The following is a 23,715-nucleotide window of genomic DNA, read 5'->3' on the forward strand; positions in this document are numbered from 1 at the left end:
TTGTATAACATGGTAATAAAAATAATTTATATCTTTGTATAACATAATACAAATCAATATGATTATCAAAAAACTTATAACCGCTCTTATACTACTTGTATTCTTTAGCAGTCAGATGGGTGCTCAAGCCCTTGAAAAAAAGGTTGAAAAGAAAATTGACAGCCTGATTCAAACTGAATTTGGAAATAAAAATGAGCCGGGAGGTGTATTTATGATCACCCAACATGGAAACTCCCTTTATCGGAAAGCTTTTGGAAAAGCCAATCTGGAGCTTAATGTCAATATGTCCCCGGACCAGGTTTTTCAAATCGGATCAATGACCAAGCAGTTTACAGCAGTAGCCATTCTGATGTTGGAACAAGAGGGGAAACTTTCTGTAAATGATCCTGTTTCAAAATATATCAAAGATTATCCTTCGGGAGATAAAATAAATATCCATCATCTTCTGACCCATACTTCAGGAATTAAGGATTTTACAAAAATGAAATCTCTTTCAGGCATTGCCCAGAAAGAAATGAAGCCTTCAGAAATGGTAGATTTTTTCAAAAATGAACCTGTTGATTTTACTCCGGGAGAAAAATTTGAATACAATAACTCCGGTTATGTGATTTTAGGATATATTATAGAACTTATTTCAGGAGATACTTATGAAAATTTCATCAAGAAAAATATTTTTGACAAGACAGGAATGTCGAATTCCTATTATGCTTCTGATAGAAAAGTTATTCCCAAAAGGGCTTATGGATATCATAAGAAAGAATCTGGATTTGTCAACAAAACAATAATCAGCTTTAGTGTTCCTTTTTCTTCGGGCTCATTAATGTCCACTGTGGATGATATGCTGAAATGGCAGCAGGCTTTAAACCAGAATATTCTATTAAACAGTAAAGAAACCCAAAAGGCATTTCAAAAGTACAAACTCAATTCCGGTGAAGAATTTACTTATGGATATGGATGGCATCTGAAAGATATCAATGGTATTCCGGACCGGGAGCACGGCGGAAGCATTTTTGGATTCAAAAGTATGGGTATTTACATTCCGGGTAAAGATATGTATGTGATCGGTTTCAGCAACTGTGACTGCCATTCACCGACTGAAATCACCCGAAATATGGCTAAAATTGCTTCAGACCATTCAAAATAGTGCTTAATGATTCTTTATCATCTTATTTTTCGGGAGGATATGCTCAGGAAGCATAAAAATAGAGGCTGCCACAAAAACCAGACATACAATATTGATGACAATAGCCATTAAAAAAGCATCATGATAATCCTGCTGTGACGGCTGCTCTCCCAGAAAATAATAAAAAACACCGCCCACTGCAATAATTCCGATGATCGCTGCCACCTGCTGAAAAGTATTGTACACCCCGGATGCATTTCCCACAAGGGTTTCAGAAATTCCTGACAATGCCATATTGGCAAGGGAAGGAATAACAGATCCTACTCCTACTCCATGTAAAAACAACAGGAAATAAAAAAGATAAAAAGGTGTTTGTGTATTGAATAAAAAAGTCTGTACAATAAGAATACTGATGATCAGCCCCAAGCCCCCAAGTAATATATTCTTTCCGTATTTTAAAACCAATTTTGCAGAAAAAAGAGAAGCCAAAATAAAACCTAACCCTTGAAAAACAATAATCTCACCGGCATTCAGCGGACTGATTCCTAATCCATCCTGAAAAAAAAGGGAGACAATATAAAAATAGGAATCAAGCATGATAAAAAAAAAGACCACCGCCCAGATTCCCAGGTTGAAATTCTTATACCTGAACAGTTGAAAATCAATCAGGTAAGGACGTTCTTTTTTCATTTTTCCTTTCTGATTTTTAATAAAATAAGTAAGAATACAGCCTGAGATAAGAAGAAGGACCATACTTCTGACAGTAACTCCCTCGTGTTCAGACATCGTTAAAGCGTATGTAGAACAAAAAAGGCCGGCAGAAAGAGCTGTAACACCCCAAATATCAAAGGTATTTTTTACCGGGGTTTTAGATTCATCCAATATTTTTATGCTTAAAAAAACAGATAAAATGCAGATGGGCACATTCATCAAAAAGATCAGCCTCCAGGGCTCCTGCATAAAGGATAATGATGAAAAATAGCCTCCGAAAAACTGTCCTGCAATCGTTCCGATACCAATGGTTATTCCGTACCATCCCATCGCTTCTGTTCTTTCTTCATGACCCGGGAACAGGATCTGTATCATAGACAGAACCTGAGGAGCCATCAAAGCAGCGCTTACTCCCTGTATAAAACGGGCGGTGATGAGTTGTCCGGAACTGCCTGAAATCCCACAGCCTACAGAGCTCAGCATAAAAAACATCAACCCTAATATGAAGACCTTTTTCCTGCCATATAGATCCCCCATTCTTCCTCCTGTAATAAGAAAAGAAGCAAACCCAATAAGATAAGAGGAGATCATCAGCTGCATTTCTCCATTGGAGGCATGAATATCCCGCTGGATAGAAGGAATGGATACATTAATAATAAAAATATCCATAATGGTTAGTAATTGCCCCGAAAGTACAATCAACAATTTCAAGTATTTAGAATTCATAATTATATAGATATATCTATTTTTTAAATGCCAAAAAAATTAGTCAAGAATTCCCTGAATAATTTTTTTAGTATGATCGAAAGAGTCCGTATTTTTATGGATTGTTGAGGTAACAACAGCGCCCTCAATAAGTAGAAAAATAGTTTCTGCCACAAGATCAGTATCCGGTAGCTCACTTTGTTCCACCAATGTTTTAATAAGCTCTTTTTGTTTTTCTTTGTGTTTCTTTACAAAATCAGACACAATGGGATTAGTGTCGCCTATTTCGGAGATAATTTTAATAAAATGACATCCGGAAAACCTGGAAGATTTTTGAAGCTTTATCCTGTAATCTATTAAAGCCTCTATTTTTTCTTTAGGATGGGAAATTCCTTCAACACATTTTTCAACACCTTCAAACCAGGTCAGCTCTTCTTTAATAAGATAGGCATGTAAGAGCTCATTCTTGGATGAAAAATGATTATACAGAGAACCAATTGCAATATCAGCATCTGCAATAATCTGATTAATCCCGGTCGAATTATAACCTTGTTTATAGAAAAGATCCGAAGCTACCCTGATGATCCTGTCTCTAACTTTTTCTTTTTTCATCCTGAAAATTTTTACAAAGCTAATTAAAAAATAGATAGGTCTATCTATTTTTTAAACTTTTCTTTTTTAATCAGTAAAAATGTCTGGTCAATGTACTGGCAAACCTGCTGTATTCACTGGAGATGATTAAGACAGGACTTCACTCCCGCAGAATTTGAAAACTCCGAAGGAAACAGAATAGCATTATATCAGACGATTGATTAATACAATTTAATACATATTATTTTTTCATTGAAATATCTGCATATTTTGTATCTTTAATTACCAAATTCATAAAAATATTGGGTAAAAAATATGGCAGAACAACTTCATTTTATAAAAACCAACCCTAATATTGCTAAAATTAATTTATACAATAAGCTCTGTCAGGAAGAAGAGAGCATTATGAATTTCCTGCAAACAACCGGTACTGCCCAGCTTGAAACGATTAAAGAAAAGGTAAAAGAATCCGTAGATGAGCTTACCCGGGAAGAAATGATGAACATCTTTTCATGGTTCAGTCATAGATATCCTTCAGATCCTGAAGAAACCAAAACACAGCTTTTTATCCATGGTATAGATCTTTTTTACGAAATACCATCTAACCATAAAGTACAAAGTTTTCAGCAGATTCTTTCAGATTATGAAAAATATGCCCAGCAGCCTATGGGTTATATTGTTAACTCTCAGAATTTTAATAAGTTTTTGATTTACGGAATATTTGTTACCGCATTACTTCATAAAGATCAGGAAAATATTCTTTCTGATTATTTAAAAGCTGACCATCAGGATTTATATGTTTTGGCCGAAAACCAATTATATTTAAAAGAACCTGACATCCAAAACAGCACTAATCTTCAGCTTTATTTCAATGACCTGTATGATATGACAAAATTTTATAAAGGGTCTGTTATCCAGCTTTAAAATGATGGTCATAAAAGAGGTTTCAGGCCTCTTTTACTATTTGGGGATTTTCCATCAGGTAAATTAATGCATCTTTTACGGCTTGTTCTGGTTTTTTGGGATTAAATCCTAATTCATTCCTTGCTTTGGAAATATCAAAATCCTGCTGTAATCCTGAAAACATGGCAATATCTTTTCTGGTCAGTAACGGAGCCTTTCCACCCAGCCAGGCTGTAAACTCCATGATGGCAGCGATGCCCAACAAAACTCCTTTTGGAACTGAACCCGGTATTTTAAGTTCAAGTTCAGGATAAAGTCTGTTTGCTAGAATGGTGGTATCTGTAATACTCATGCATTTTTCATTAGCAAGAATATAACGTTCCCCGGGTTTTCCCTTTTTGGCAGCAAGATAGCATCCTTCTGCAACGTCCTTTACATCCACCCAGTTTAAGGTTATTTTGGTATCTACAGGGATTTTTTTATTCAGAATAAGTTTCAAAACTCCATATGAAACATTCAACGGTGAAAATGCCTCACTCCCTATCATAGCGGCAGGCATCACAGAAACAAGCTCTATTCCCAGCTTGGCAGCCAGTTCAAAAGCAAGTTTTTCACCATCATTTTTAGAATTATAGTACATATCCCTTCTGTCCGGATTGTAGCCGTTGCTTTCTTTAGCTGGGAGTTTTGTATAATTCAATGCGGCAATAGAGCTTACATAGATTATTCTTTTTACCCCTGCTTCTGCAGCTGCTTCAATGGTATTTCGTGTTCCGTTGATATTGACATCATAGATTTCTTTTTGGGGATCCTGGGCCCATAATTTAAATGAAGCGCCTACAGCATAAAATGTCTCTACACCCTGTAATGCTTTTACAAATGATGCTTTATCAGTTATATCCGCATGAACTACCTCACAATCCAGTCCTTCAAAGGGCTTTTTATTTCTTATATTCCGTACTGTCGCCCGTACCGGAATTCCCTGCTGCAATAAAAAACGCACCAAATTATTTCCCAAGTGCCCGTTTGCTCCTGAAACCAGGCTTAAAGTATTCTCTGTCATTACATTAATTTTAATGCTACAAAGTTCACCTTCCTGCTTCCGGAACCACTTGACATTTGTTAGTTAATTATTTTTCTCCTGATCCTGCTGAGACTTTCCGGTTTCATCCCTAAAAATGAAGCAATATGTTGAATGGGAACATGCCGGATGATATCCGGAAATTCCTTCAGAAGCTTAAGGTACCGCTGCTCTGCACTCAAAGCAGATAATTCTCTGGACCGGTTTTCATTGTAGGCAATAGACTGTTGGAAAACAGAAATACTGAAGTCTTTCATCATCCGGCTATGAGCAACCAGATGATCCAGATTTTCTTTGGAAATCCTTAAAAGTTCACAATCTGTAATACATTCTACACAATCATCAGACTTTGTTTGGTTGATAAAATGAGTATAAGAAGTAAAAAAACCGGGTGGACAATTGATATGAGTGGTTACTTGATTTCCATTATGATCCATATAAAATAGCCTGAGGTATCCTGAAATAATATAATAAAGATAGCCTGGTATTTTACCTTCCTCTTCTATCACAGTATTTCTGGAAAATAGCACCGGTTCAAAACAGGTTTTTACAGCCTCCGTTTCTTCGGGAGTTATCTCATGTCCTGAACGTATATATTGCAAAAGTTTATCATGCATTGAGGGTGAATATTGATGAATCTGCCACAAAAATAGCCAAAAGAAAACTTCAGTCCCTCTTTCAGTTAAAAAAGATTTTTCCCAAACCCAGATACAGCTTTTCTCATAGAAGAAAACAGTCACTCTGATGCCGGGGATAATCTATATTTTAAGCTTAAAAAATAATAAGCCGTTCCGCCGGCAGCATATGCCAATGCATCAAAAATATCTCCGGTAAACCGATGTGATATTCCCGGACAAAGTACTTCAAATAAAAAAGATAAATACAGCACTGAGGTGAGAACAAATTTTAAATCCGGTTTCCAGTGGAAGCCCAATAAGCCGTTCATTATATATTCTATCAGGTAACAATACATAGGAACGCTAATACAGTCAGTAAAATAGTCATTGATCACTGGAATATACATTCCTTTTTTCCTCAATACAATGATGAATATCCAGACTGCCAACCCCACGAAAAACCAATACGAAATTCTTTTTCCCATCACATATGGAGTATGGCCATTATTAAACCAATGATTATCTGCAGGACTTTCGCCATAGTATCCTGAATATCAATTCCGTTTTTATTTTCTTTTTTTCCGGCTTCTTCGTAATCAAATATTTTTTTCCCTTCCATACTGATTGGATTTTCTTTACAAATATACCTCAAAATTAGAACAAATGTTCTAATTTTAAAAACAGTATTAAGGAAAATCTTATATTCTTATATTTGTTACAAGATGAAAACCAAAGAAAAAATTTTATTGAAAGCCTTAGAACTCTTTAATGAGAAAGGTTATACTACTATTACAACAAGGCATATCGCAGCGGATCTCAATATCAGTCCGGGAAATTTGCATTATCACTTCAAACATTCGGAAGATATCATTAAACTGCTTTTTCAGGAACTGGTTTTGAAAATGGATGAACTTTTGGACAGGATGAAAAAGATGGAGGATAATACTTTGGAAAATCTTTATCAGTTTACTTTTTCAACCTGTGAAATTTTTTATTCTTTCCGGTTTATTTTCGTGAATTTTGTAGATATCCTAAAAGAAATTCCTGAAATAAGATCACAGTATGAAGAAATCCATACCAGTAGAAAGGAAGAATTTCAGATGATATTTTCAGGCTTGCAAAAGAATAATATTTTTAAAAAAGATGTTCCTTTATTTATGATGGACAGTCTTATCCAGCAGATTTTCATTATTGCAGATAATTGGCTTACCCACAACAGGTTAATTTTAAAATTGGACCGGGAGGCCGCTATATCCCATTATACCTTGCTGCAAATGAATCTCTTTTATCCTTTTCTGAATAAAGAACAGCAGAAATTATATGAAAAACAATATATCATTCCTAAAGTATGATCATCAGAAAAGGAAATACAGGTGATCTTACTGATATGAAGCTGCTTTTTGCAGAAACCATTACTTATGTGTGTAAAGATGACTATACTAACGAGCAGCTGGAAGTTTGGAAATCAGGTGTTGAAAATGAGGAAAGATGGCAAAAAGTAATGGAAGAACAGCTTATTTTAGTTGCTCTACATGGAGATAAAACAGTTGGTTTCTGTACTCTGAATCAGGGAAATTATATTGATTTGCTCTTTGTACATAAGGATTATCAGCATCGGGGAATTGCACAGGCATTGTATACTCAGATAGAGCAGGAAGCAATACAACAGGAGGAGTCAAAACTGAGTGCTGATGTCAGCAAAACAGCAAAACCTTTTTTTGAAAAAATGGGGTTTAAGGTGAATGCTGAACAGACCGTTACTGTAAAAGGAATTGACCTCATCAACTATAAGATGAGTAAAAGTCTGATCAAATAAAAAATTATGCAGAAACAGCAACCTGAATATCATGAATTGAGAATTCCTGTTCCCCAGGAATTTGAAAATGTATTCACTCATTTTTATTTTGCTGAAAATACTTCTGCTGACGCTGTGGCTAAGACTTTGCTCCCTACTTATCAAACCCTGTTATTGTTCTGCTTTGGGAGACAGGCATCGATGTCTACGCGTGAAAAAACAATCATTGGTGTTGATAAATGTATTGTTTTCGGGCCTGTAAGACAAGCTTTAGAGTATACGCTTCCGGCAGGATCTTCCATTCTCGTGGCCAATTTTAAAGATGATGCATTCTTCAGATTTTTTGGAAAACTTTCTTTTGTACATAAGACAGCCCAACATCCTGATCAACTTCTGGATGAAAATTGCTTCACCAATTTATGGTATGAGCTTTCCTATCTTCAGTCTGCTATAGAACAGGTGAACCATATTTTAGAATTCTGTATTCCGTATTTACAGGATCAGGATCATACCAGCAGGCTTTTGAGTAGTATTGAAAATGATTATTTAAATCCTATAAAAATCGTTGCTGAACAGACTCATCAGACCGAAAGAAATATTCAGCGCAAGCAGAAGGAACAATTTGGATATTCTATCAAGGAAATTAACCGTTACACCCGCTTTTTAAAGGCCATAAAAACCATCGAAAAACAGACTGTAAAACAGGAAAAAGTTCAGTGGTTTCATATCATCGATGAATGCGGCTATTATGATCAAAGCCAGCTTATTCATGATTTCAAACATTTCCTGAATATTTCGCCTGCCCAATATTTAAAATTTCAACAGGACATCTGCAATCCTAAATCCTGATCATCAGATTTCGTTTTCTTACAATTTTTACCACAGCTGCTGCTCTACATTTGTCTTATTAATTTTAAAAGCAGCACAATGAAACACTTACTAATTTATGCACACCCCAACGAAAACAGTTTAAATCATAATCTTTTACAGCAAGTCATAGCAACTCTTCAATCCGGGCATCACGAAATTAGAATCAGGGATCTTTATCAGATGAATTTTGACCCTGTTTTATCTTTAACAGACATGCAGGAACAGCGTGCCGGAAAAGTATCTGAGGATATATTACTGGAGCAGGACTTTATTTCATGGGCAGATCAAATTACTTTTATTTATCCTATCTGGTGGACGGGACTGCCTGCCATCATGAAGGGATATATAGACCGTGTTTTCAGTTATGGCTTTGCCTATCGGTATGACCAGGGAGTACAAAAAGGACTTTTAAAAGGAAAAAAAGCCTTGATTATCAATACTCATGGAAAGTCTCATGAGGAATATGCAAAAACAGGGATGAATACGGCCCTTTCTCTTACTTCTGATCAGGGAATTTTTGCCTATTGCGGTTTTGAAATCATTCAACATTTATTTTTTGACAAAGCTGACCGGACATCTGCGGAAGATCTTGAAATATGGAAAAAGCAGATCACAGCAGCTTATTCTCAACCTGTTTTTAATCACTGAAAAAAAATTTACTATGGCATGGTATTCGCTTAAGAATTGACAAGTAAAATTGTTTTGAACCATTATTTTAAACCATTAAGATTAGTAATTAGTTAATTTTTAACATCACTATATTTCTTAATGGTTTAAATACTGGTCTTCAATTGAAAAGTTTCTATATTTGTATTTCATGAAACACTTAAACAGCATATTGCGTCTTCCTTTTTTCAGTGAGTATTACTCCCCGATCTATTGTTCGGGAAGACTTTCTATAACTATTATTCAGTAAAATAATCTACACTTATATAGAGCCCGGACAGTATCTGTCCGGGCTTTTTAATTTTAAAATTATTCATTATGATCAGTACATTACAAGAAAATGTGGCCATTACCCTGCCTGAAAACGGGTTGGAGGAAAAATTGAAACTCGCCAAAGAGGAAAACAGAAAATTAACTGTAAAATTAGGTTTTGACCCAACAGCCCCTGATTTGCATTTGGGTCATGCGGTGGTGCTAAAAAAACTGAAACAGTTCCAGGACCTGGGGCATCAGATTGTGATTGTTGTAGGAAGTTTTACAGCAAGAATTGGTGACCCTACGGGGAAAAATAAGGCAAGAAAACCTTTAAGTTCTGAGGAAGTAGAACATAACGCGCAAACCTATATCAATCAGCTATCCAAAGTTATTGACGTTGAAAAAACAAAAATTGTCTTCAATTCTGACTGGCTGGACGCCCTTGATTTTTCAGAAGTTATTCAGCTGATGTCAAAAGTAACGGTTGCCCAGCTCATGCATAGAAACGATTTCAGTAAAAGATTCACAGAAAACACCCCTATTGCTATGCATGAACTGGTATATCCCATTCTTCAGGGCTTTGATTCTGTAAAAATTGAATGTGACATTGAAATGGGAGGAACGGATCAGCTTTTCAACTGTACTATGGGAAGGCAGCTCCAGGAAGTTCATCAGTTACCTGCACAAATTATCATCTGTATGCCCCTGCTAAAAGGTCTTGATGGAAAAGAAAAGATGAGTAAATCTCTGAATAATACGATTGGACTTACAGATGAACCTAATGAAATGTTTGGGAAAACCATGTCTATTCCAGATTCTTTGATTAATGAATTTATTGAACTCACCACAGATTTCTCACCGGAAGAAAAAGCTGTATTAACATCAAAGATAGAAAACGGAGAAAACCCAATGAATATAAAAAAGCTGATTGCCAGAAACATCATCAGTCAATACCACAATAAAGCTTCTGCCGAAAATGCAGAACTGTTCTTTAATCAGCAATTTCAGAATAAGAATTTTGAGGAGAAAAGTTTTGAGCCTGTTTCAATTGCTATTGTGCTGAACCATCTTCAAAATAAGACGACTATTCTTGAACTCAGTCATCATCTAAAAAACAGTCTGAGTAAATCTGCTGTGCGGAGGCTCATCCAAAGCGGAGGTGTTCAGATCAATTCTGTCAAAATCATAGAACCGGATCAGGAAATTGAACTTTCAAAGGGATTTAAGATAAAAATAGGCAAGAGAAGCTTTTTTGAACTTGTATAAGAATGGAAGCCGGAGACTGGGAGAGCAAAGACTTTATAAAAATTTAAAAATAACTCAAATCCTTTGTATAAATAAATAACAGCATTACTTATTCCAGCCTTCTTCTTTCTCATCTTCAGTGTTAAATAATTTTTTTATGTTTCAGCTTCAGGTTTATTCAATATCTTAGTCCATTAAAGGCAATCATCAAACCTCGCCCAATGAAATTGCCCCACAAAACAGAATACATTCATAATCCTGTAAGCTAAGGGGAAGATTCATTATGTATGAAAAAAAGAGACGGGATTGAAATAAGTTTTACTATTATAAGCTGATACATGGAAAGACATACTGCAATTTACCTATTTAATAAGGCAAAAGCGGCCACAAATCTTTATGAAGATCTTCAGAGGTTATACCATACCCAAACATTCGGAGAATATATTGAAGACAGAAAAAAAGAACTGAATGATGATAAGATCAGCTATGACAGGATCCTGAAGACCGTAAGAAATGATATTAACAGCATTATGCCCCATGAGCTGCTTGAAATCATCCTGTTCCTAAATCATCAAATATATCCGATGTTCTCCAATGATCCTTCGGAAGCAAGAGATGAATATTTTAAAACTTTATATCATCATTTGGGAATTACCCGGCTTTATCAGCTTCCTGGTACAAAAGCATCTACAGCCTATGTATATCAGTATGAAAACTATACTGATTTTTTTCCAATCGATAAGGTGGGAGATGGAAATTGGGGTGCAAATATCCGGTCCGAAGATTTTCTGCATTTTAATGATTATCTGATTCTGATAGCAAAAAGAATCATTGAAAGTAGACTGTGTAATGAGGACATAACCAAAGAAGAGGAAATAATCATCAACACAATTAAAACTGAAAACCAGGACAATGCTCTCCTATCTGAGATCATCGGGCAGGAACTGGAATTTCTTACAAAAGTATTTTATCCCAATGACAGAAGTCCTTATACCCAGACAGTATACCATGCTTATGCTTTCTTAAAACAATCTATAGAAATGAGATCAAAAATCAACATACAAAAAAATCCAAGAATTATCATTTCAGATTCTTATTATTAACACTGGAAGAGTAAGACCTGGAAACATTATCCGGCCGTTCACTTCTCAGTCATTTGTTTGAAATAAAATAAGACAGCCAAACTTTAGGCTCTATAAAATTAATCCGGTTCAACATTAGAATTCACAAACTATGAATACTCCATTTACTTATCAAAAAGCTACGGAAAACGATCTTGATTATCTGCTTGACCTTAGAATAAAAACAATGGTTCCCCATTATGCAGATTCGGGTCTTCCCACAGACCGGGAATCTGCTCTTAAAAGGATTCTTTATGAGTTTGATAAAGCTTATATCATTTTTCTGGATCAACATCCCGTTGGGCTCTTAAAAATCAACAGGGCAGCTGAGAAAACAGAAGTTCTCCAGCTTCAGATTGATCCCGAATTGCAAGGCCGTGGATTGGGAAGAAGAATTTTAAAAAATATTCTTGATGAAGCTTCGGAAACAGGAAAAACGGTCTCATTAAGTGTTTTAAAGACCAATAAGGCTCAGCATCTTTATTCCAGTTTAGGCTTTAAAACAGTAGGGGAAGATGAGCATTCCTATTTCATGGAAGTTGGAAATTAAGAGATGAAATTACCGGGAAGCAATCAAAAACAAAAAAACTTTAACGTAGGCATGGGAAATCGTGTATGATTCTATGTATTAAGATTGCTTCATTTTGTTTGCATTACTGATTGGCCATCGTTACATACATCAACCGTCCCCCTTCATCAGCAGACAACAGTATTTTTTTTCCATCCGTAAGTTCCACCATAGAACCCGGCGGAATCTCTTTCTGTTCTGAGATATCTTTCATACCGGGTAAACTTTGATTTACCAATACCCATTTCCCCTGATGGAAAGTAAAATATCCTGCAGGCATTTTATCCTGCATGGTAAGGTTTTCATTTCGGATGACCTTTCTGGAAACATGCCATTTGAATAAGTACTGGTTGTGATAAACCATCAGTCTGTGGTTTTCGGGCTTCCAAACCTCATCATCAAACTTAAAATACAAATCTAAAACAGGCAGGCTTCCCTGATGAGGGGTTCCACAGAATGGGCACCTAGGAACACTCGTATTATCAAAGACATACCATTTTTCTGTACAGACAGGATTATGACAAGGCTGTATTAAATCTACTGTTTTCAGTAAAGCTGTTTCCCATTCATTAGCTGTAGGACGTCTGATAGGATCGTGTAATCCATCCACAAATGCTTTTTTAAACAGATCGGAAAGATAAGGTCCAACAATGGTATAAGGTATATTTTCAGGATCTCCCCAGAAAGCCTCCCATTTTCTCAGCTGATCGGTTTTCACATGATTGGTAGGATCTTCGGGATGTTCCACAAACATTGCTTTTTCACCCATCGACAGTATTTCATCTTTTTCGGAATCCAGATCCCATATTTTCCCTCCACGCAGCGGATGCCTTCTTAAAAGGTACATATAAATCAGGGTTGCAAGAGCATGAAGATCTGTTTTCTGGTTGGGTAAATACCTATCCGGATCGGTAAGGTTCAAATGCTGTGTTTTTAAAACTTCAGGGGCAATAAAATCTGCTGTCCCGATAACTTCAGGTGGAAATAACTTAGGAACTACAAGACCATCTATATCAATAATACAGGCTGATTTTGTAACCGGGTCCACCAAAATATTATTGTAAGAAAGATCGGAATGGGCCAGCCCCATCTGATGCAGCTTTTTAACACCGCGGCTGATATTGATAGCAATCTGAAAGTAGCTCAGCCAATCTCCAAGTTCAGACTGGTCAAGCCTTAACGGATATTGATGGTTACGGAACATAGGTGCCGTAAACCATTTTCCTACTTTATCCTGACCCAGGATATTATCTGAACCTACATATCCTTTAGCAAAGAAGAATTTCTTATTATAAACCGGGACAATAATCCCCGTCAGTTTATTTTTTTCAACAATATCATACGGCCATCTGAATATTTCGTTCAGAAAATATTCCGCAGCATTTCCGTTCTGTATATTCTTCAAATACGTAGAAACAATTCTTATGATCCTTTCTTTCTGTCCTTCATCCAGCGGACTCCGGTAAAAAGCCACCACATATTCCTTGTCAGGAGAGAAGTAGACATCTTTCACTCCACCCCGGATGGGGCTTTCGTCAATATATTCATAAGTTTTGGCTGTGTCTAAAACAGAAACAACCTTAATTGTTTTTTTCATACTTTATTAATAGATTATGGCCAAAGTGCGGTCATCATGGTTTCCTCTGCTCCAGAAATCCGTCCAGGTCAAAAGCTGTTTATCAATCTCTTCATCATTGATAAAATCTACCTTTGCCTGGTCATCATTGTTTCCATTCAGATCATTAAAGAATGCTTTCCAGCTTTTGATATCTTCCAGTTTATGTTCTGTGACAAATTTAGGATCATAGATACCGTCCGTCATCAGAGTAAGAAAGGAAAAATCTTCCACACAGGTGATTGTAAAGCGTGATGCCATCTGATCATTAAAAATTTCTTTCATCGTGATAAAGCGGGTACCCCCACTGAACTCACCCACATCCATTGAATTCAGAAGCTTTACTTCTGAAAAATCTTTACTGATAATGTTAATCGGGCAGTCTCCTACTCCAAAACTCAGAATAACATAGCCAAATGCAAATTTTTTGGCCAGCGTAAAAATCAATGTGGTATGAAGATCATTGACTGACAGACTATTTGCTATAGCCGTTTTTTCTAAAGTCTGATAAACCTCCACTACACTTTCATATAAATATCTTACTATATTTTGTCTGGCCTCATCTTTCCTCTCCTGGGAATATCCAGCTTCATAGATTATCCTGACATTTTTTTCAATCTCACAGATTATTTCCTGTGTGCTGAAAAATATATTCACCGAACTAACCGCTAATCTGGATCCTTCCCTGGCAGCTTTTGCTGAACCCGCCCCATCTGCAACAGATACAATATTCCAGGATGAAGGAAGTTCATTTACGGCAAAATCATCATCCCTGAATTTCCCTTCATGGGCATGGGAGCGGCCTCGTTTAGAAACCACAACAATTTTTTTGTCTAAAAAGTTATCTTTACAGGAAGTCTCATCCGGTTTAGGAAAATCAGCATCTTGAGCACTGGGAATATTTTTCCACAAATCTTTGGGATCAGCATTCACAAGCAACTGTATTTGTTTTGTCTCTATACTTTTTCCATCATGGATATGAGAAAACTGGATCTCTAAATGATATACATTACCGGTTTCCGGGGTTCCTGATAGGATATTGTTTTCAAAAACAAGTCCCGTTCCTTCAAGGTTTCCTATATTTTTAATCTTAATATTCGGAAAGTCTGTCAGATCAAAGATGAATTCATAAAACTGTTTTGAAATAGCATTTTTCAGTCCCCAATGAGCCTCTTTAAATTCCTCTTTTTCTTGATCAATGATCGTTTTTTCCATGGCTTTTTTGGGGGTTCCAAAATAAATTTTAGGTATTTTCATGCGTTCTGTATCCAGCAATTATTACTATAATTTTATCCTTTGTTTTCTAAGCCGAGTAATGGATCATTTTTCATCTCAGTCTCGCTATCCCAGTGTTCTGTTAATATCGAAACCTTCACTGGAAAACCCATAATAATCCGATGTTCCACACCATGGGCATTTATTATATCCTTCTCCCGGCAGACAGTGGATACCACCACAGGAACACGTGGCCAGCGCAATAGGATTAGCACAATGAGGACATGAAGTTCCTCCCTGTAATTCTTCTATGGAAATCTTCAGCCTATTTTTCTGAGAAGAAGAAAGCCTGAAATACGCTTTTTCATCAATTTTATAGGCTCCGTCCAATTTGTAATATCTCGTGGACATTCCGGGTATTCCTGATGCTGCAAATGTTTTTTTAAACTTCATCAGATACAGCTTTTCTGTTTCTGAGCATTTACCGTTCAGCACCACAAAATTATTATCAGGAAACTTTTGTTCCATTTCGGGATCTACCTTTTCTAAAATAACAGAATCTATCTTGGAAAGATTAATTCCTTCTTTCTTAGCTTCAGTAACACTCTGGCTGGTTGTTTTAATGGAATCTGTCACCCATTTGAAAAACTCTTTATAAGAGTTTTCATCTGTATTATTAAACAATAAGACGTTCTCTGCTAAGGAACCCAGCAGTTTGTAGTTGGTATTCTCGCCTATAGAAACAGCAATGGTATTAGCTTTTCCACTGTATTTGATATTCCATCTTTCAATGGCTTTAGTGGCATCATCAGTCGGTACTCCGTCTGTGAATAAAAAAACAATAGGCTTCCAGTCTCCTTTCCTGTCATACGTTGTTTTCACAATATCCCGGTCTATACAATCCATTATTTTAATAAGGCCCTGGGATAAGGATGTCCCGCTTCCGATGGGTATTTTTGGAGGATAAAAACTGATGATATCCTGAAGGGGTGTAATCACCTCAGCTTCACCGGCAAAACCTACCACTGAAATATAAACAGTTTCCAGCGAGTAAGGATCTTTTTTCAATTCTCTGACAATATTGGCGATACCTTCCTGTACCTGCTCAATAGGCTCTCCTACCATAGATTCGGAGATATCTACTAAAAAATAAATAGGCAGTCTTCTCATGATCGTAAAGCCAGTTTTTAAATAATAATATTAAGTTCAGACGGTGGCGGTGGAAGTGTTATATTTTCTCCTGTACTTTGTGAGTGCCCACCCTGTGTAATGGACGAGCTTACCCATTTGAAAAAAGAGGAAAGTGTAATGGCATCTGTAGCATCCAGCTTTACCACATGATCGGTAAGTTCTTTAAGATACTGTTCGTCTGCTTTTGGGCCTGCCGCGCAGCCTACAATAGCCCCAAAATCAAGACCTTTGATCACAGGGATCATCTGCCTGTATTTCTGGATATCTGAAGGTTTCCCATCGGTAAATATGAAAAGCAGAGGCTGCCAATCCCCTTTCTCCTCAGAAGTTGCTTTTATCAGATCTCTCTGAACGAGCTCCGAAACCATTTCCAAGGCAGCTCCTGTATGGGTTGGCCCGCTATCCGGACAGGTAATTTCCATAGGATAGAAGCTGGCAAGGTCCACCAGTGGAACATTATTTTTAACTTCTCTATCAAAAGTAATAACACTAAGATGAAGGCTCTCCATCGCTTGCGGATCTGCACGGAGCATACTGATAAGCCCATTGAATCCGTTATTCAGGGCCTGAATTGGCTCTCCGTTCATAGAACCTGAGGTATCCAGTAAAAAATAGGCTAATAGTCTTCTGGTCATTATAAGACAAGTATTAATTGGTATGCCGGCTTGGAAGTCTCCGACTTCCAAGCCGGCATTCATCGTTATGGTTAATAGAAATAAAGTCTAGTTTGGGTAGGCGTACTGCTGTCTCAGGATATCAATAAAATTATCCGTCTGGTGTGGTTCTCCCACTGCCCGGAATTTCCAGTCGCCATTATGAAGGTATGCTTCTGCAAAAACCATAGCACACATTCCGTTCATGCTTGAATCTCCGGATAAACTATATTTTGTAATCTCTTTCCCTGAAGCATCTACAGCACGGATAAATGCATTGTCAATCATCCCGAAATGCTGGTTATTGCTTCTCCCCTGATAGATGGTAACTACAAAAACAATTTTCTGATAACTTTGATCCAGCTGATCCAGTTTAACGATGATCTGTTCATCATCCCCATCCCCGGCGCCTGTTCTGTTGTCTCCGGTTAGCCATACATTCCCACTTGGATGCTGCATGGAATTAAAGAAGACCACATCTCCCTGATAAAGCCCCATCTGTCTTCCGTCATTGGTTTGGACTGTTCTTCCAAGATTGGCTACTTTTCCGTTTCCGTCTAAAAGGAAGGCTACTGCATCAAGATCATATTCAGCTTCTTTATTAAACAGTTTTCCAAATAAACCTCCTTGTTTTCTTACATCCCACCCCAACCCTATCGTAACTTTCGAAAGGTCATAAATACTTTCTCCGCGGTCATTTTTCCTTAAATCAATGGTCTGACCTTTCTGTAAATTAATTGCCATAGTTATCGTTTTGTATATTTGATCGTTTATTTAATGATCTGTCCTTTATAATATTTTTCAAGGAAGAAACCTAAATCTGCTCTGTAGCCTATTCCGGATGCTTCAAATTTCCAGCTACCATTTCTTTTATACAGTCTTCCGAACTCAACCCCTGTTTCAATAGAGAAATCTTCATCCAGTTCATATTTTGCAATTTCCTGGCTGTTATTATTATCTACCACTCTGATGTATGAATTTCTTACCTGTCCGAAATTCTGCTTTCGTCTTTCAAAATCCTCTATCGTTACTACAAAAAGGATTTCTTCCACTCTTGAATCTACCTTTTCAAGATCTATAACAATGGCTTCGTCATCGTCTCCATCGCTGTTTTTACCGTTTGGATCATCACCGGTGTGCAGTAAAGCCCCATCCGGGGATTGTAGATTATTATAAAAAACAAAATATTCTTCGCTTACTAATTTTCTGTCGGAATCAATCATAATGGCAGAAGCATCCAGGTCAAAGTCATAGCCTGTTCCTTCATTCGGGTCCCATCCTAATCCTATTGTCATTTTGGTCAGCCCCAGTTCAATCTTTTGTCCTTTCTGTAAATTAATTGCCATAATGTATTATGTTATAAATTATTTTTGCCTTAAGTTAAATTTGATTTATGACCTGACCAAATTTATTTATAAAAAATAATCTGTACACTACACCTTCGTGTAGTAGAATTCCACAAAAAAAGTCCAATTTTTCAATTGAACTTTATATGGTGTATTCTGTAAAATTTATTTTTACATTTTTTTATCCGAAACAGCGGCATTTCTTGCCTTGGCTAACATAGGAATAGATATCAATCCCATTACCAGCATAATGACAATCTGAAGCGGCAGGGAAATGAATGAGTAAGTAAGCCCCATTTCTCCTCCCAGATCAGCACTTTTCCCTATGGAAATAAAGAGTGCCATAAATCCGTATTTCATCGCCAGGTTATAGGCTCCGATTCCTCCACTTGCAGGAATGATCATTCCCAATGTTCCTACTACAATAATAAAGAAACCATCCGCCATTGTAAATGCTGAGGTTTCAGGAAGTGCAAAACATACCAGGTACGCCGCAAAATAATAGGAAATCCAGATCCCTAAGGTATACAGGATAAACTTCCCTTTCTCTTTTAACCTAAAAATAGTGGTCAGCCCCTGAAAAATACCATCTATAAAATTGACTATTTTTCCTAGAAAAGGAACTCCTGCAAGCTTTTTTTTAAATACAAAAAACAACATTGTTCCTCCTGCCAATATGAGAAGAACAAGCAAAATTTTATTAGGATTGATACTTACTCCCGAATTTTCGTAAAAAGAAAGAATTGCTTCATATTTAAAGAGTAACGTCAATCCAAGAAAACCAAGCATACATATAAGGTCTACTACCCTTTCCAGAATGATCGTTCCAAAAGATTTATCTACCGGCACTTTTTCCACTCCATATAGAGCTGTTGCCCTTGCCAATTCTCCACTTCTGGGAATAGTAAGGTTCATAAGATATCCGAATGATATAGACCAAAGTGCATTGGAATTGGAAATCTTATGTCCCATTGGTTCCAGCATCAGATTCCAGCGAATCGCTCTGAACCAGTACGCAAGAAGGCCAAATACAGACGCAAATAATACCCAAAGGTAATTGGCCTTAGCTAACGATTTTTGAATCACTTTAAAATCGAGCCCCTTTAAGGCAAGCCATAAAAAAAAGCCTGCAAAAGCAAGCGATATTACTATTGTAAGTATTGATTTTAAAGGATTTTTTGATGTTTTCTCCATGAATTAGGTAAGAAGATTTGTTTTTTCATCCGGGAAAACTATTTTCGGCTGGAAGTCTTTTGCCTCTTCAGGAGTCATTTGTGCATAGGCAATGATAATAATAATATCATCTCTCTGTACTTTTCTGGCAGCAGGACCATTCAGGCATACTTCTCCGGATTTTCTCTTCCCTTTGATAACATAAGTATCAAAACGTTCTCCGTTGTTCACATTGACAATATAGACCCTTTCTCCCACTACCAAACCGGCAGCTTCTATAAGGTCTTCGTCTATTGTTATACTTCCTATATAATTAAGGTCTGAGGCCGTAACTCTCACCCTATGAATCTTGGACTTAAAAACTTCTATTAACATGATGCAAATTTATTAATAAAAATTAATAAATCAGGTGTGTCCTATCATTTTAAAACTCCCACAAACACAGCCATTTATTTTTATAAAATATAAAAATTTTGAATTTTATTTACAGATTTAATAAACATATGCTCAAAAACATTAAAAGTTTATACACAATTTAGGATTTAATAAATACAGTAAATAATATTAATTTTTTGCTAAAGTCAATACACATAAGCATTTGGCATGATTTTAGTAACCCGTAACGTAGATTTTTCGTGGAAACCCGAATTATCATATTTTAACCATTTTCACATAAAAGTAAAAAAATTATGCAAGTTTTAATAAAAAAATTGCACAATTAGAAAATAGTATTATATTTGCTATAATTACGAACTAACTTTAATATTAAAAATTATGAACAAGTCTGAATTAATCGACGCAATCGCAAAAGATGCAGGGATCACTAAAGTTGCAGCTAAAGCTGCTTTGGAATCTTTTATTTCTAATGTAACTACTACTTTAAAGAAAAAAGAAGGAAAAGTTTCTTTAGTAGGATTTGGTACTTTCTCAGTAGCTGAGAGAGCTGCTAGACAAGGTATTAACCCTGCAACTAAAAAACCGATTAAAATTGCTGCTAAAAAAGTTGCTAAATTTAAAGCTGGAGCTGATTTATCTAACGCAGTTTCTGGTGTTAAGAAAAAATAATCATTCAGATTACAAAAATTCAAGGCTGTTTCTAAGAAACAGCCTTTTTTTATGTGTAAATGCTTGCATTCCAGAATAATGAAAAAATACAGAATATCTATAGTCCATGATTATCTATGGTCGAAAAGCATTGTTACTACTTCCAACAGCGTCTTTGCCATCCATAGGAATCCAGATTATGTCCTGAATATAACAGCAGAGATTTCTGCGGACTACAAATAAACGTTGGATTGTATCGACATCAGTATACAGCAACGTAACGATATAATAGTAGGCGTAAAGCAACCTTATTTAAAAGGGGAAGGATAATAAAATAAGCGCTGAATCATTTTCAACGCTTACATTTTAAATTTCTATTCAAAAAACTATGGTGCCAGTCTGGAAATCTTCCAATCCAGGTCTTCAAGCTGATAAATAATTCTATCGTGGAGGCGGTTTGGTCTTCCCTGCCAGAATTCAATTTCATATGGTTTTGCCATATAACCACCCCAATTATCCGGTCTTGGAACTTCCGTATTTTCATATTCTTTTTCCAAATCTTTCAGCTTTTCTTCTAAAAATTCTCTGTTTGGAATAACCTGGCTCTGTGGAGAAACAGCTGCTCCCAGCTGACTTCCTTTAGGTCTTGAATGAAAATAACCATCACTTAGATTATCCGCTATCTTTTCCAGATTAGCTTTAATAATAATTTGCCTTTCCAGATTGGGCCAGAAGAAATGAAGGCAGGCTTTATGATTATGGGCTATTGCTTTTCCTTTTCGGCTGTCGTAGTTGGTATAAAAAATAAATCCTTCATAGGTATATGCTTTAAGCAATACCATTCTTGTTCTTGGGCAACCATCTTCTTCTAGTGTAGAAACCGCCATAGCATTGGCTTCTGAGATCATTTCGCTCTCATTTGCCTCCAAAAACCAGTCTCTGAACTGCTCAAGAGGATTTTGTTTTATCTCACTTTCAATAAGTTGGGATTTATCATACACTTTTCTTTTGTCGTGCAGGTTTTCCATAAATATTTTTTATTAAATTTGAGTATGAATCACTCATACAAAGGTAAAATATTAATCTCGACCCCTGACATTTCCGGTGATATTTTTTCACGATCGGTAGTGTTGGTTATTGAACATAATGAAAGTGGAGCATTTGGTTTGATATTAAATAAAAAAAACAGCCAGATGAGTACTAAATTCAAAGATTTCTTTGATTTCAAAATTGAAGTTTACGACGGTGGACCTGTAGAAAACGATAAAGTTTTTTTTATTGTAAGAGGAAAGAAAGTAACAGAAATTTTCACTGATATCACTGATGAATTCTATCTCACAGAGGATATTGAACGGATTATCAATGCTGTATTAAATAAGGAGCTTGATATTCATGATATAAAGATCTTTTCCGGGTACTCAGGATGGTCTCCGAACCAGCTGGACACTGAAGTTCAAAGAAAAGTGTGGACGGTAGTGGATGTATATAACCTGGATTATACTCTTCCGAATGATCAGACACTCTGGAAGTCCATTATGCAGAATCTTGGGGGAGAATTTTTACTGTGGGCAAATTCTCCTGAGGATATTTCATTGAATTAATAATTTATACATCAATACCTTAAAAATAATTAACAAATTTTAAGATTATGTTAACTAATTTTTAAAAAAGTTTTTCCGTTATTTGAAAAACCAAAATCAATAAAAAATGAAAGGTATAAGATTACTTGCTTTATCCATCTTTTGTATAGCATTTTTATCATTTACCCCTATTAATAAGAAATACATTATCATAGACGCCGGCCATGGCGGCAATGATCTTGGTTCGGTATATGGGCATTTTTCTGAGAAAGATATTTCATTGAATATTGCTAAAGAGATTCAAAAGATTAATGAAGGTTTACACAAGTATGAGATCGTTTTAACAAGAAGCGATGACAGCTATCCCAGCCTTTCTGAAAGAACAGCCCAGATTAACAGTTTAAGCCCTGAACTGGTTATTTCCCTCCACGTCAACAGATCTCCTCAAGAAGAAACTGTACAACAGGGAACTGAAATTTATGTTCAGGATTCAGAAAACTCTAAAAAGCTGGCTGAAAAAATTTCCAAAAAATTTGATGCACGCAAAATTGAAGGGCGCAACCTTCATATGCTAAGAGAAACCAAAGCTCCTGCAGTATTGGTAGAACTTGGATTTATCAATAATTCCAAAGACCGGAAATATATGACCAGTGAAAAGGGTCAACAAGAAATCGCAAAAAAATTCGTTGACGTTTTCAACGAATATTAAGAATAAGAAACAATTTCTGATTTACTCAGAATAAAACCCGGTAAAGGACTTTGTTGTTGTTTACCGGGTTTGTCAATTTTTATTGAAAACTCTTTTTCCAGCTTTCCACCAGTTCCGTAAAACGGCTGTTTTCAAAGGTTTTATTTCTTATTTTACCTACAGAAAATATACCTTTTTCATCCGAAATCATTAAAATCTCTTCGGCTTTCTGGGATTCAAATGCTATGATTTCATGTTCCTGAACATCCATAAGATTATTTTTATGCAGATAGGTCACAAAATTTTCCATTAAAGGAGAAATGTAAGCTCCCTCCGACTGTTTTGGAACTTTAATAACATCCCCTGCCAAAAATAAAAGATTTCCTGAAGTAGAACGTGCAATTCTTTTATTGGGATTCAAAAGGATCACCTCATCAAGGTCATTTTCCTGTGCATAAATTCCGGCATAAATATTTTCCGGGCAATGAACCCTGATATTGCTTAACAGGTTATTATTAACGTTAATTTCTTTAATCAGATCCATGTCTAAAGATCTTCCATGAACAGCCAGTACATCATCCATTTCCACTACTTCATAGAAATAGGAAACTGAAGATTTTGCTAACGTTACCTCATCAGCATTTCTAAAAACCTGGAAATTGATAATTCCGTTTTTAATTCCTTTTCCTTCAATAATATCCTGTTGAAAAATATTCTGAAAAAATTCCAACGTATACGTAAGAGGGATATTCATTCTCATCTTTCGCATGGATGCCATCAGGAAAAAGTAGCACTCTTCATCCATGATCAATCCTGCATTTTTTATAAAGAAAGAAACTTTCACAGTATCGCCCAAAAGAAAGGCTCTATTCTTTACCTGTACTATATCTGAAGTAAAATATTGATTTTCCAATTTTTGCTGTGATTTATTTATAAAAAAATAATGAACGATAAATCGT

General features: G+C 36.1%; 29 protein-coding genes. 13 read left to right on the top strand and 16 right to left on the bottom strand.

Translation table 11 applies throughout. From position 1 onward, the window contains the following. The first annotated feature begins 58 nt into the window (after positions 1 to 58). Positions 59 to 1,144: a serine hydrolase domain-containing protein gene (locus tag LQV47_RS19365; RefSeq protein WP_230040538.1), complete on the top strand. Its 1,086-nt coding sequence runs from the start codon at positions 59 to 61 to the stop codon at positions 1,142 to 1,144. Positions 1,145 to 1,147: 3 nt separating this feature from the next. On the opposite strand, the gene LQV47_RS19370 is transcribed toward LQV47_RS19365, so the two are convergent. Then, positions 1,148 to 2,560, bottom strand: coding sequence for an MFS transporter (locus LQV47_RS19370; protein ID WP_230040540.1), 1,413 nt, complete (start codon positions 2,558 to 2,560; stop codon positions 1,148 to 1,150). Positions 2,561 to 2,599: 39 nt separating this feature from the next. Then, a complete protein-coding gene (locus LQV47_RS19375; RefSeq protein ID WP_230040542.1) occupies positions 2,600 to 3,151 on the bottom strand; it encodes a TetR/AcrR family transcriptional regulator in 552 nt (183 codons plus the stop codon). 294 nt (positions 3,152 to 3,445) lie between these two features. Here LQV47_RS19375 and LQV47_RS19380 point away from each other — a divergent pair, with 294 nt between their 5' ends. Continuing rightward, positions 3,446 to 4,054, top strand: coding sequence for a hypothetical protein (locus LQV47_RS19380; RefSeq protein WP_230040544.1), 609 nt, complete (start codon positions 3,446 to 3,448; stop codon positions 4,052 to 4,054). A 22-nt stretch (positions 4,055 to 4,076) separates the two neighbouring features. On the opposite strand, the gene LQV47_RS19385 is transcribed toward LQV47_RS19380, so the two are convergent. From LQV47_RS19385 to LQV47_RS22525, 4 genes are all read right to left on the bottom strand, one after another. Beyond that, a complete protein-coding gene (locus LQV47_RS19385; protein ID WP_230040546.1) occupies positions 4,077 to 5,096 on the bottom strand; it encodes an NAD-dependent epimerase/dehydratase family protein in 1,020 nt (339 codons plus the stop codon). A 59-nt stretch (positions 5,097 to 5,155) separates the two neighbouring features. Next, positions 5,156 to 5,731, bottom strand: coding sequence for a Crp/Fnr family transcriptional regulator (locus LQV47_RS19390; RefSeq protein WP_230040548.1), 576 nt, complete (start codon positions 5,729 to 5,731; stop codon positions 5,156 to 5,158). A gap of 119 nt (positions 5,732 to 5,850) precedes the next feature. Then, entirely contained in the window at positions 5,851 to 6,216 is a 366-nt protein-coding gene (locus LQV47_RS19395) for a hypothetical protein (RefSeq protein ID WP_230040550.1), read from the bottom strand. After that, positions 6,216 to 6,350, bottom strand: coding sequence for a hypothetical protein (locus LQV47_RS22525; RefSeq protein WP_257190803.1), 135 nt, complete (start codon positions 6,348 to 6,350; stop codon positions 6,216 to 6,218). The genes LQV47_RS19395 and LQV47_RS22525 overlap by 1 nt, the downstream gene beginning before the upstream one ends. Before the next feature lie 103 nt (positions 6,351 to 6,453). On the opposite strand from LQV47_RS22525, the gene LQV47_RS19400 reads away from it, so the two are divergent. From LQV47_RS19400 to LQV47_RS19430, 7 genes are all read left to right on the top strand, one after another. Continuing rightward, positions 6,454 to 7,083: a TetR/AcrR family transcriptional regulator gene (locus tag LQV47_RS19400; protein WP_230040552.1), complete on the top strand. Its 630-nt coding sequence runs from the start codon at positions 6,454 to 6,456 to the stop codon at positions 7,081 to 7,083. Beyond that, positions 7,080 to 7,547, top strand: a complete 468-nt coding sequence (locus tag LQV47_RS19405; RefSeq protein WP_230040554.1) for a GNAT family N-acetyltransferase — start codon at positions 7,080 to 7,082, stop codon at positions 7,545 to 7,547. Before LQV47_RS19400 ends, LQV47_RS19405 begins: the two co-directional genes overlap by 4 nt. Positions 7,548 to 7,553: 6 nt before the next feature. Beyond that, on the top strand, positions 7,554 to 8,375 hold the full coding sequence (locus LQV47_RS19410) for an AraC family transcriptional regulator (RefSeq protein ID WP_230040555.1): 822 nt from the start codon (positions 7,554 to 7,556) through the stop codon (positions 8,373 to 8,375). Positions 8,376 to 8,453: 78 nt separating this feature from the next. Then, a complete protein-coding gene (locus LQV47_RS19415) occupies positions 8,454 to 9,044 on the top strand; it encodes an NAD(P)H-dependent oxidoreductase (RefSeq protein WP_230040557.1) in 591 nt (196 codons plus the stop codon). 336 nt (positions 9,045 to 9,380) lie between these two features. Next, the gene (tyrS, locus tag LQV47_RS19420; protein ID WP_230040559.1) at positions 9,381 to 10,583 is read left to right on the top strand and encodes a tyrosine--tRNA ligase; all 1,203 of its coding nucleotides are present in this window, start codon (positions 9,381 to 9,383) and stop codon (positions 10,581 to 10,583) included. 317 nt (positions 10,584 to 10,900) lie between these two features. Continuing rightward, positions 10,901 to 11,665, top strand: a complete 765-nt coding sequence (locus tag LQV47_RS19425) for a hypothetical protein (protein ID WP_230040561.1) — start codon at positions 10,901 to 10,903, stop codon at positions 11,663 to 11,665. 130 nt (positions 11,666 to 11,795) lie between these two features. After that, the gene (locus LQV47_RS19430) at positions 11,796 to 12,233 is read left to right on the top strand and encodes a GNAT family N-acetyltransferase (protein ID WP_230040563.1); all 438 of its coding nucleotides are present in this window, start codon (positions 11,796 to 11,798) and stop codon (positions 12,231 to 12,233) included. A gap of 103 nt (positions 12,234 to 12,336) precedes the next feature. Here the strand turns inward: LQV47_RS19430 and LQV47_RS19435 are convergent, their stop codons facing one another. The 8 genes from LQV47_RS19435 to panD all read right to left on the bottom strand — a co-directional run bounded on the left by LQV47_RS19435 (position 12,337) and on the right by panD (position 19,819). After that, positions 12,337 to 13,848: a serine/threonine-protein kinase gene (locus LQV47_RS19435; protein WP_230040565.1), complete on the bottom strand. Its 1,512-nt coding sequence runs from the start codon at positions 13,846 to 13,848 to the stop codon at positions 12,337 to 12,339. 6 nt (positions 13,849 to 13,854) lie between these two features. After that, on the bottom strand, positions 13,855 to 15,123 hold the full coding sequence (locus LQV47_RS19440) for a PP2C family serine/threonine-protein phosphatase (protein ID WP_230040567.1): 1,269 nt from the start codon (positions 15,121 to 15,123) through the stop codon (positions 13,855 to 13,857). Between the two features lie 84 nt (positions 15,124 to 15,207). Continuing rightward, the gene (locus LQV47_RS19445; RefSeq protein ID WP_230040569.1) at positions 15,208 to 16,251 is read right to left on the bottom strand and encodes a TerY-C metal binding domain-containing protein; all 1,044 of its coding nucleotides are present in this window, start codon (positions 16,249 to 16,251) and stop codon (positions 15,208 to 15,210) included. Between the two features lie 17 nt (positions 16,252 to 16,268). Further along, the gene (locus LQV47_RS19450; protein ID WP_230040572.1) at positions 16,269 to 16,907 is read right to left on the bottom strand and encodes a VWA domain-containing protein; all 639 of its coding nucleotides are present in this window, start codon (positions 16,905 to 16,907) and stop codon (positions 16,269 to 16,271) included. 87 nt (positions 16,908 to 16,994) lie between these two features. After that, positions 16,995 to 17,669: a TerD family protein gene (locus tag LQV47_RS19455; protein ID WP_230040574.1), complete on the bottom strand. Its 675-nt coding sequence runs from the start codon at positions 17,667 to 17,669 to the stop codon at positions 16,995 to 16,997. 26 nt (positions 17,670 to 17,695) lie between these two features. Beyond that, positions 17,696 to 18,271 carry a TerD family protein gene (locus tag LQV47_RS19460; protein ID WP_230040576.1) on the bottom strand — a complete coding sequence of 192 codons (576 nt, stop codon included), beginning with the start codon at positions 18,269 to 18,271 and terminating at the stop codon, positions 17,696 to 17,698. A gap of 171 nt (positions 18,272 to 18,442) precedes the next feature. After that, a complete protein-coding gene (locus LQV47_RS19465) occupies positions 18,443 to 19,465 on the bottom strand; it encodes a lysylphosphatidylglycerol synthase transmembrane domain-containing protein (RefSeq protein ID WP_230040578.1) in 1,023 nt (340 codons plus the stop codon). 3 nt (positions 19,466 to 19,468) lie between these two features. Next, positions 19,469 to 19,819: an aspartate 1-decarboxylase gene (gene panD / locus LQV47_RS19470; protein WP_029294648.1), complete on the bottom strand. Its 351-nt coding sequence runs from the start codon at positions 19,817 to 19,819 to the stop codon at positions 19,469 to 19,471. Between the two features lie 399 nt (positions 19,820 to 20,218). On the opposite strand from panD, the gene LQV47_RS19475 reads away from it, so the two are divergent. Further along, a complete protein-coding gene (locus LQV47_RS19475; protein WP_230040580.1) occupies positions 20,219 to 20,509 on the top strand; it encodes an HU family DNA-binding protein in 291 nt (96 codons plus the stop codon). A 78-nt stretch (positions 20,510 to 20,587) separates the two neighbouring features. Beyond that, positions 20,588 to 20,731 (top strand): hypothetical protein, encoded by a 144-nt coding sequence (locus LQV47_RS19480; RefSeq protein ID WP_230040582.1) that lies wholly within the window; start codon positions 20,588 to 20,590, stop codon positions 20,729 to 20,731. Positions 20,732 to 20,874: 143 nt separating this feature from the next. Here LQV47_RS19480 and pdxH read toward each other — a convergent pair whose 3' ends face one another. Continuing rightward, positions 20,875 to 21,516 (bottom strand): pyridoxamine 5'-phosphate oxidase, encoded by a 642-nt coding sequence (gene pdxH, locus LQV47_RS19485; protein WP_230040584.1) that lies wholly within the window; start codon positions 21,514 to 21,516, stop codon positions 20,875 to 20,877. A 24-nt stretch (positions 21,517 to 21,540) separates the two neighbouring features. Between pdxH and LQV47_RS19490 the strand changes: the two genes are divergently transcribed. Both LQV47_RS19490 and LQV47_RS19495 read left to right on the top strand, forming a co-directional pair. Next, on the top strand, positions 21,541 to 22,089 hold the full coding sequence (locus LQV47_RS19490; RefSeq protein WP_230040585.1) for a YqgE/AlgH family protein: 549 nt from the start codon (positions 21,541 to 21,543) through the stop codon (positions 22,087 to 22,089). A gap of 106 nt (positions 22,090 to 22,195) precedes the next feature. Continuing rightward, positions 22,196 to 22,777: an N-acetylmuramoyl-L-alanine amidase gene (locus LQV47_RS19495; protein ID WP_230040587.1), complete on the top strand. Its 582-nt coding sequence runs from the start codon at positions 22,196 to 22,198 to the stop codon at positions 22,775 to 22,777. Between the two features lie 79 nt (positions 22,778 to 22,856). Here the strand turns inward: LQV47_RS19495 and LQV47_RS19500 are convergent, their stop codons facing one another. Continuing rightward, positions 22,857 to 23,669, bottom strand: a complete 813-nt coding sequence (locus LQV47_RS19500; protein ID WP_230040589.1) for an aminotransferase class IV — start codon at positions 23,667 to 23,669, stop codon at positions 22,857 to 22,859. Positions 23,670 to 23,715: the final 46 nt, after the last annotated feature.

Source organism: Chryseobacterium sp. Bi04, from assembly GCF_918698085.1.
Classification (GTDB): Bacteria; Bacteroidota; Bacteroidia; order Flavobacteriales; family Weeksellaceae; genus Chryseobacterium.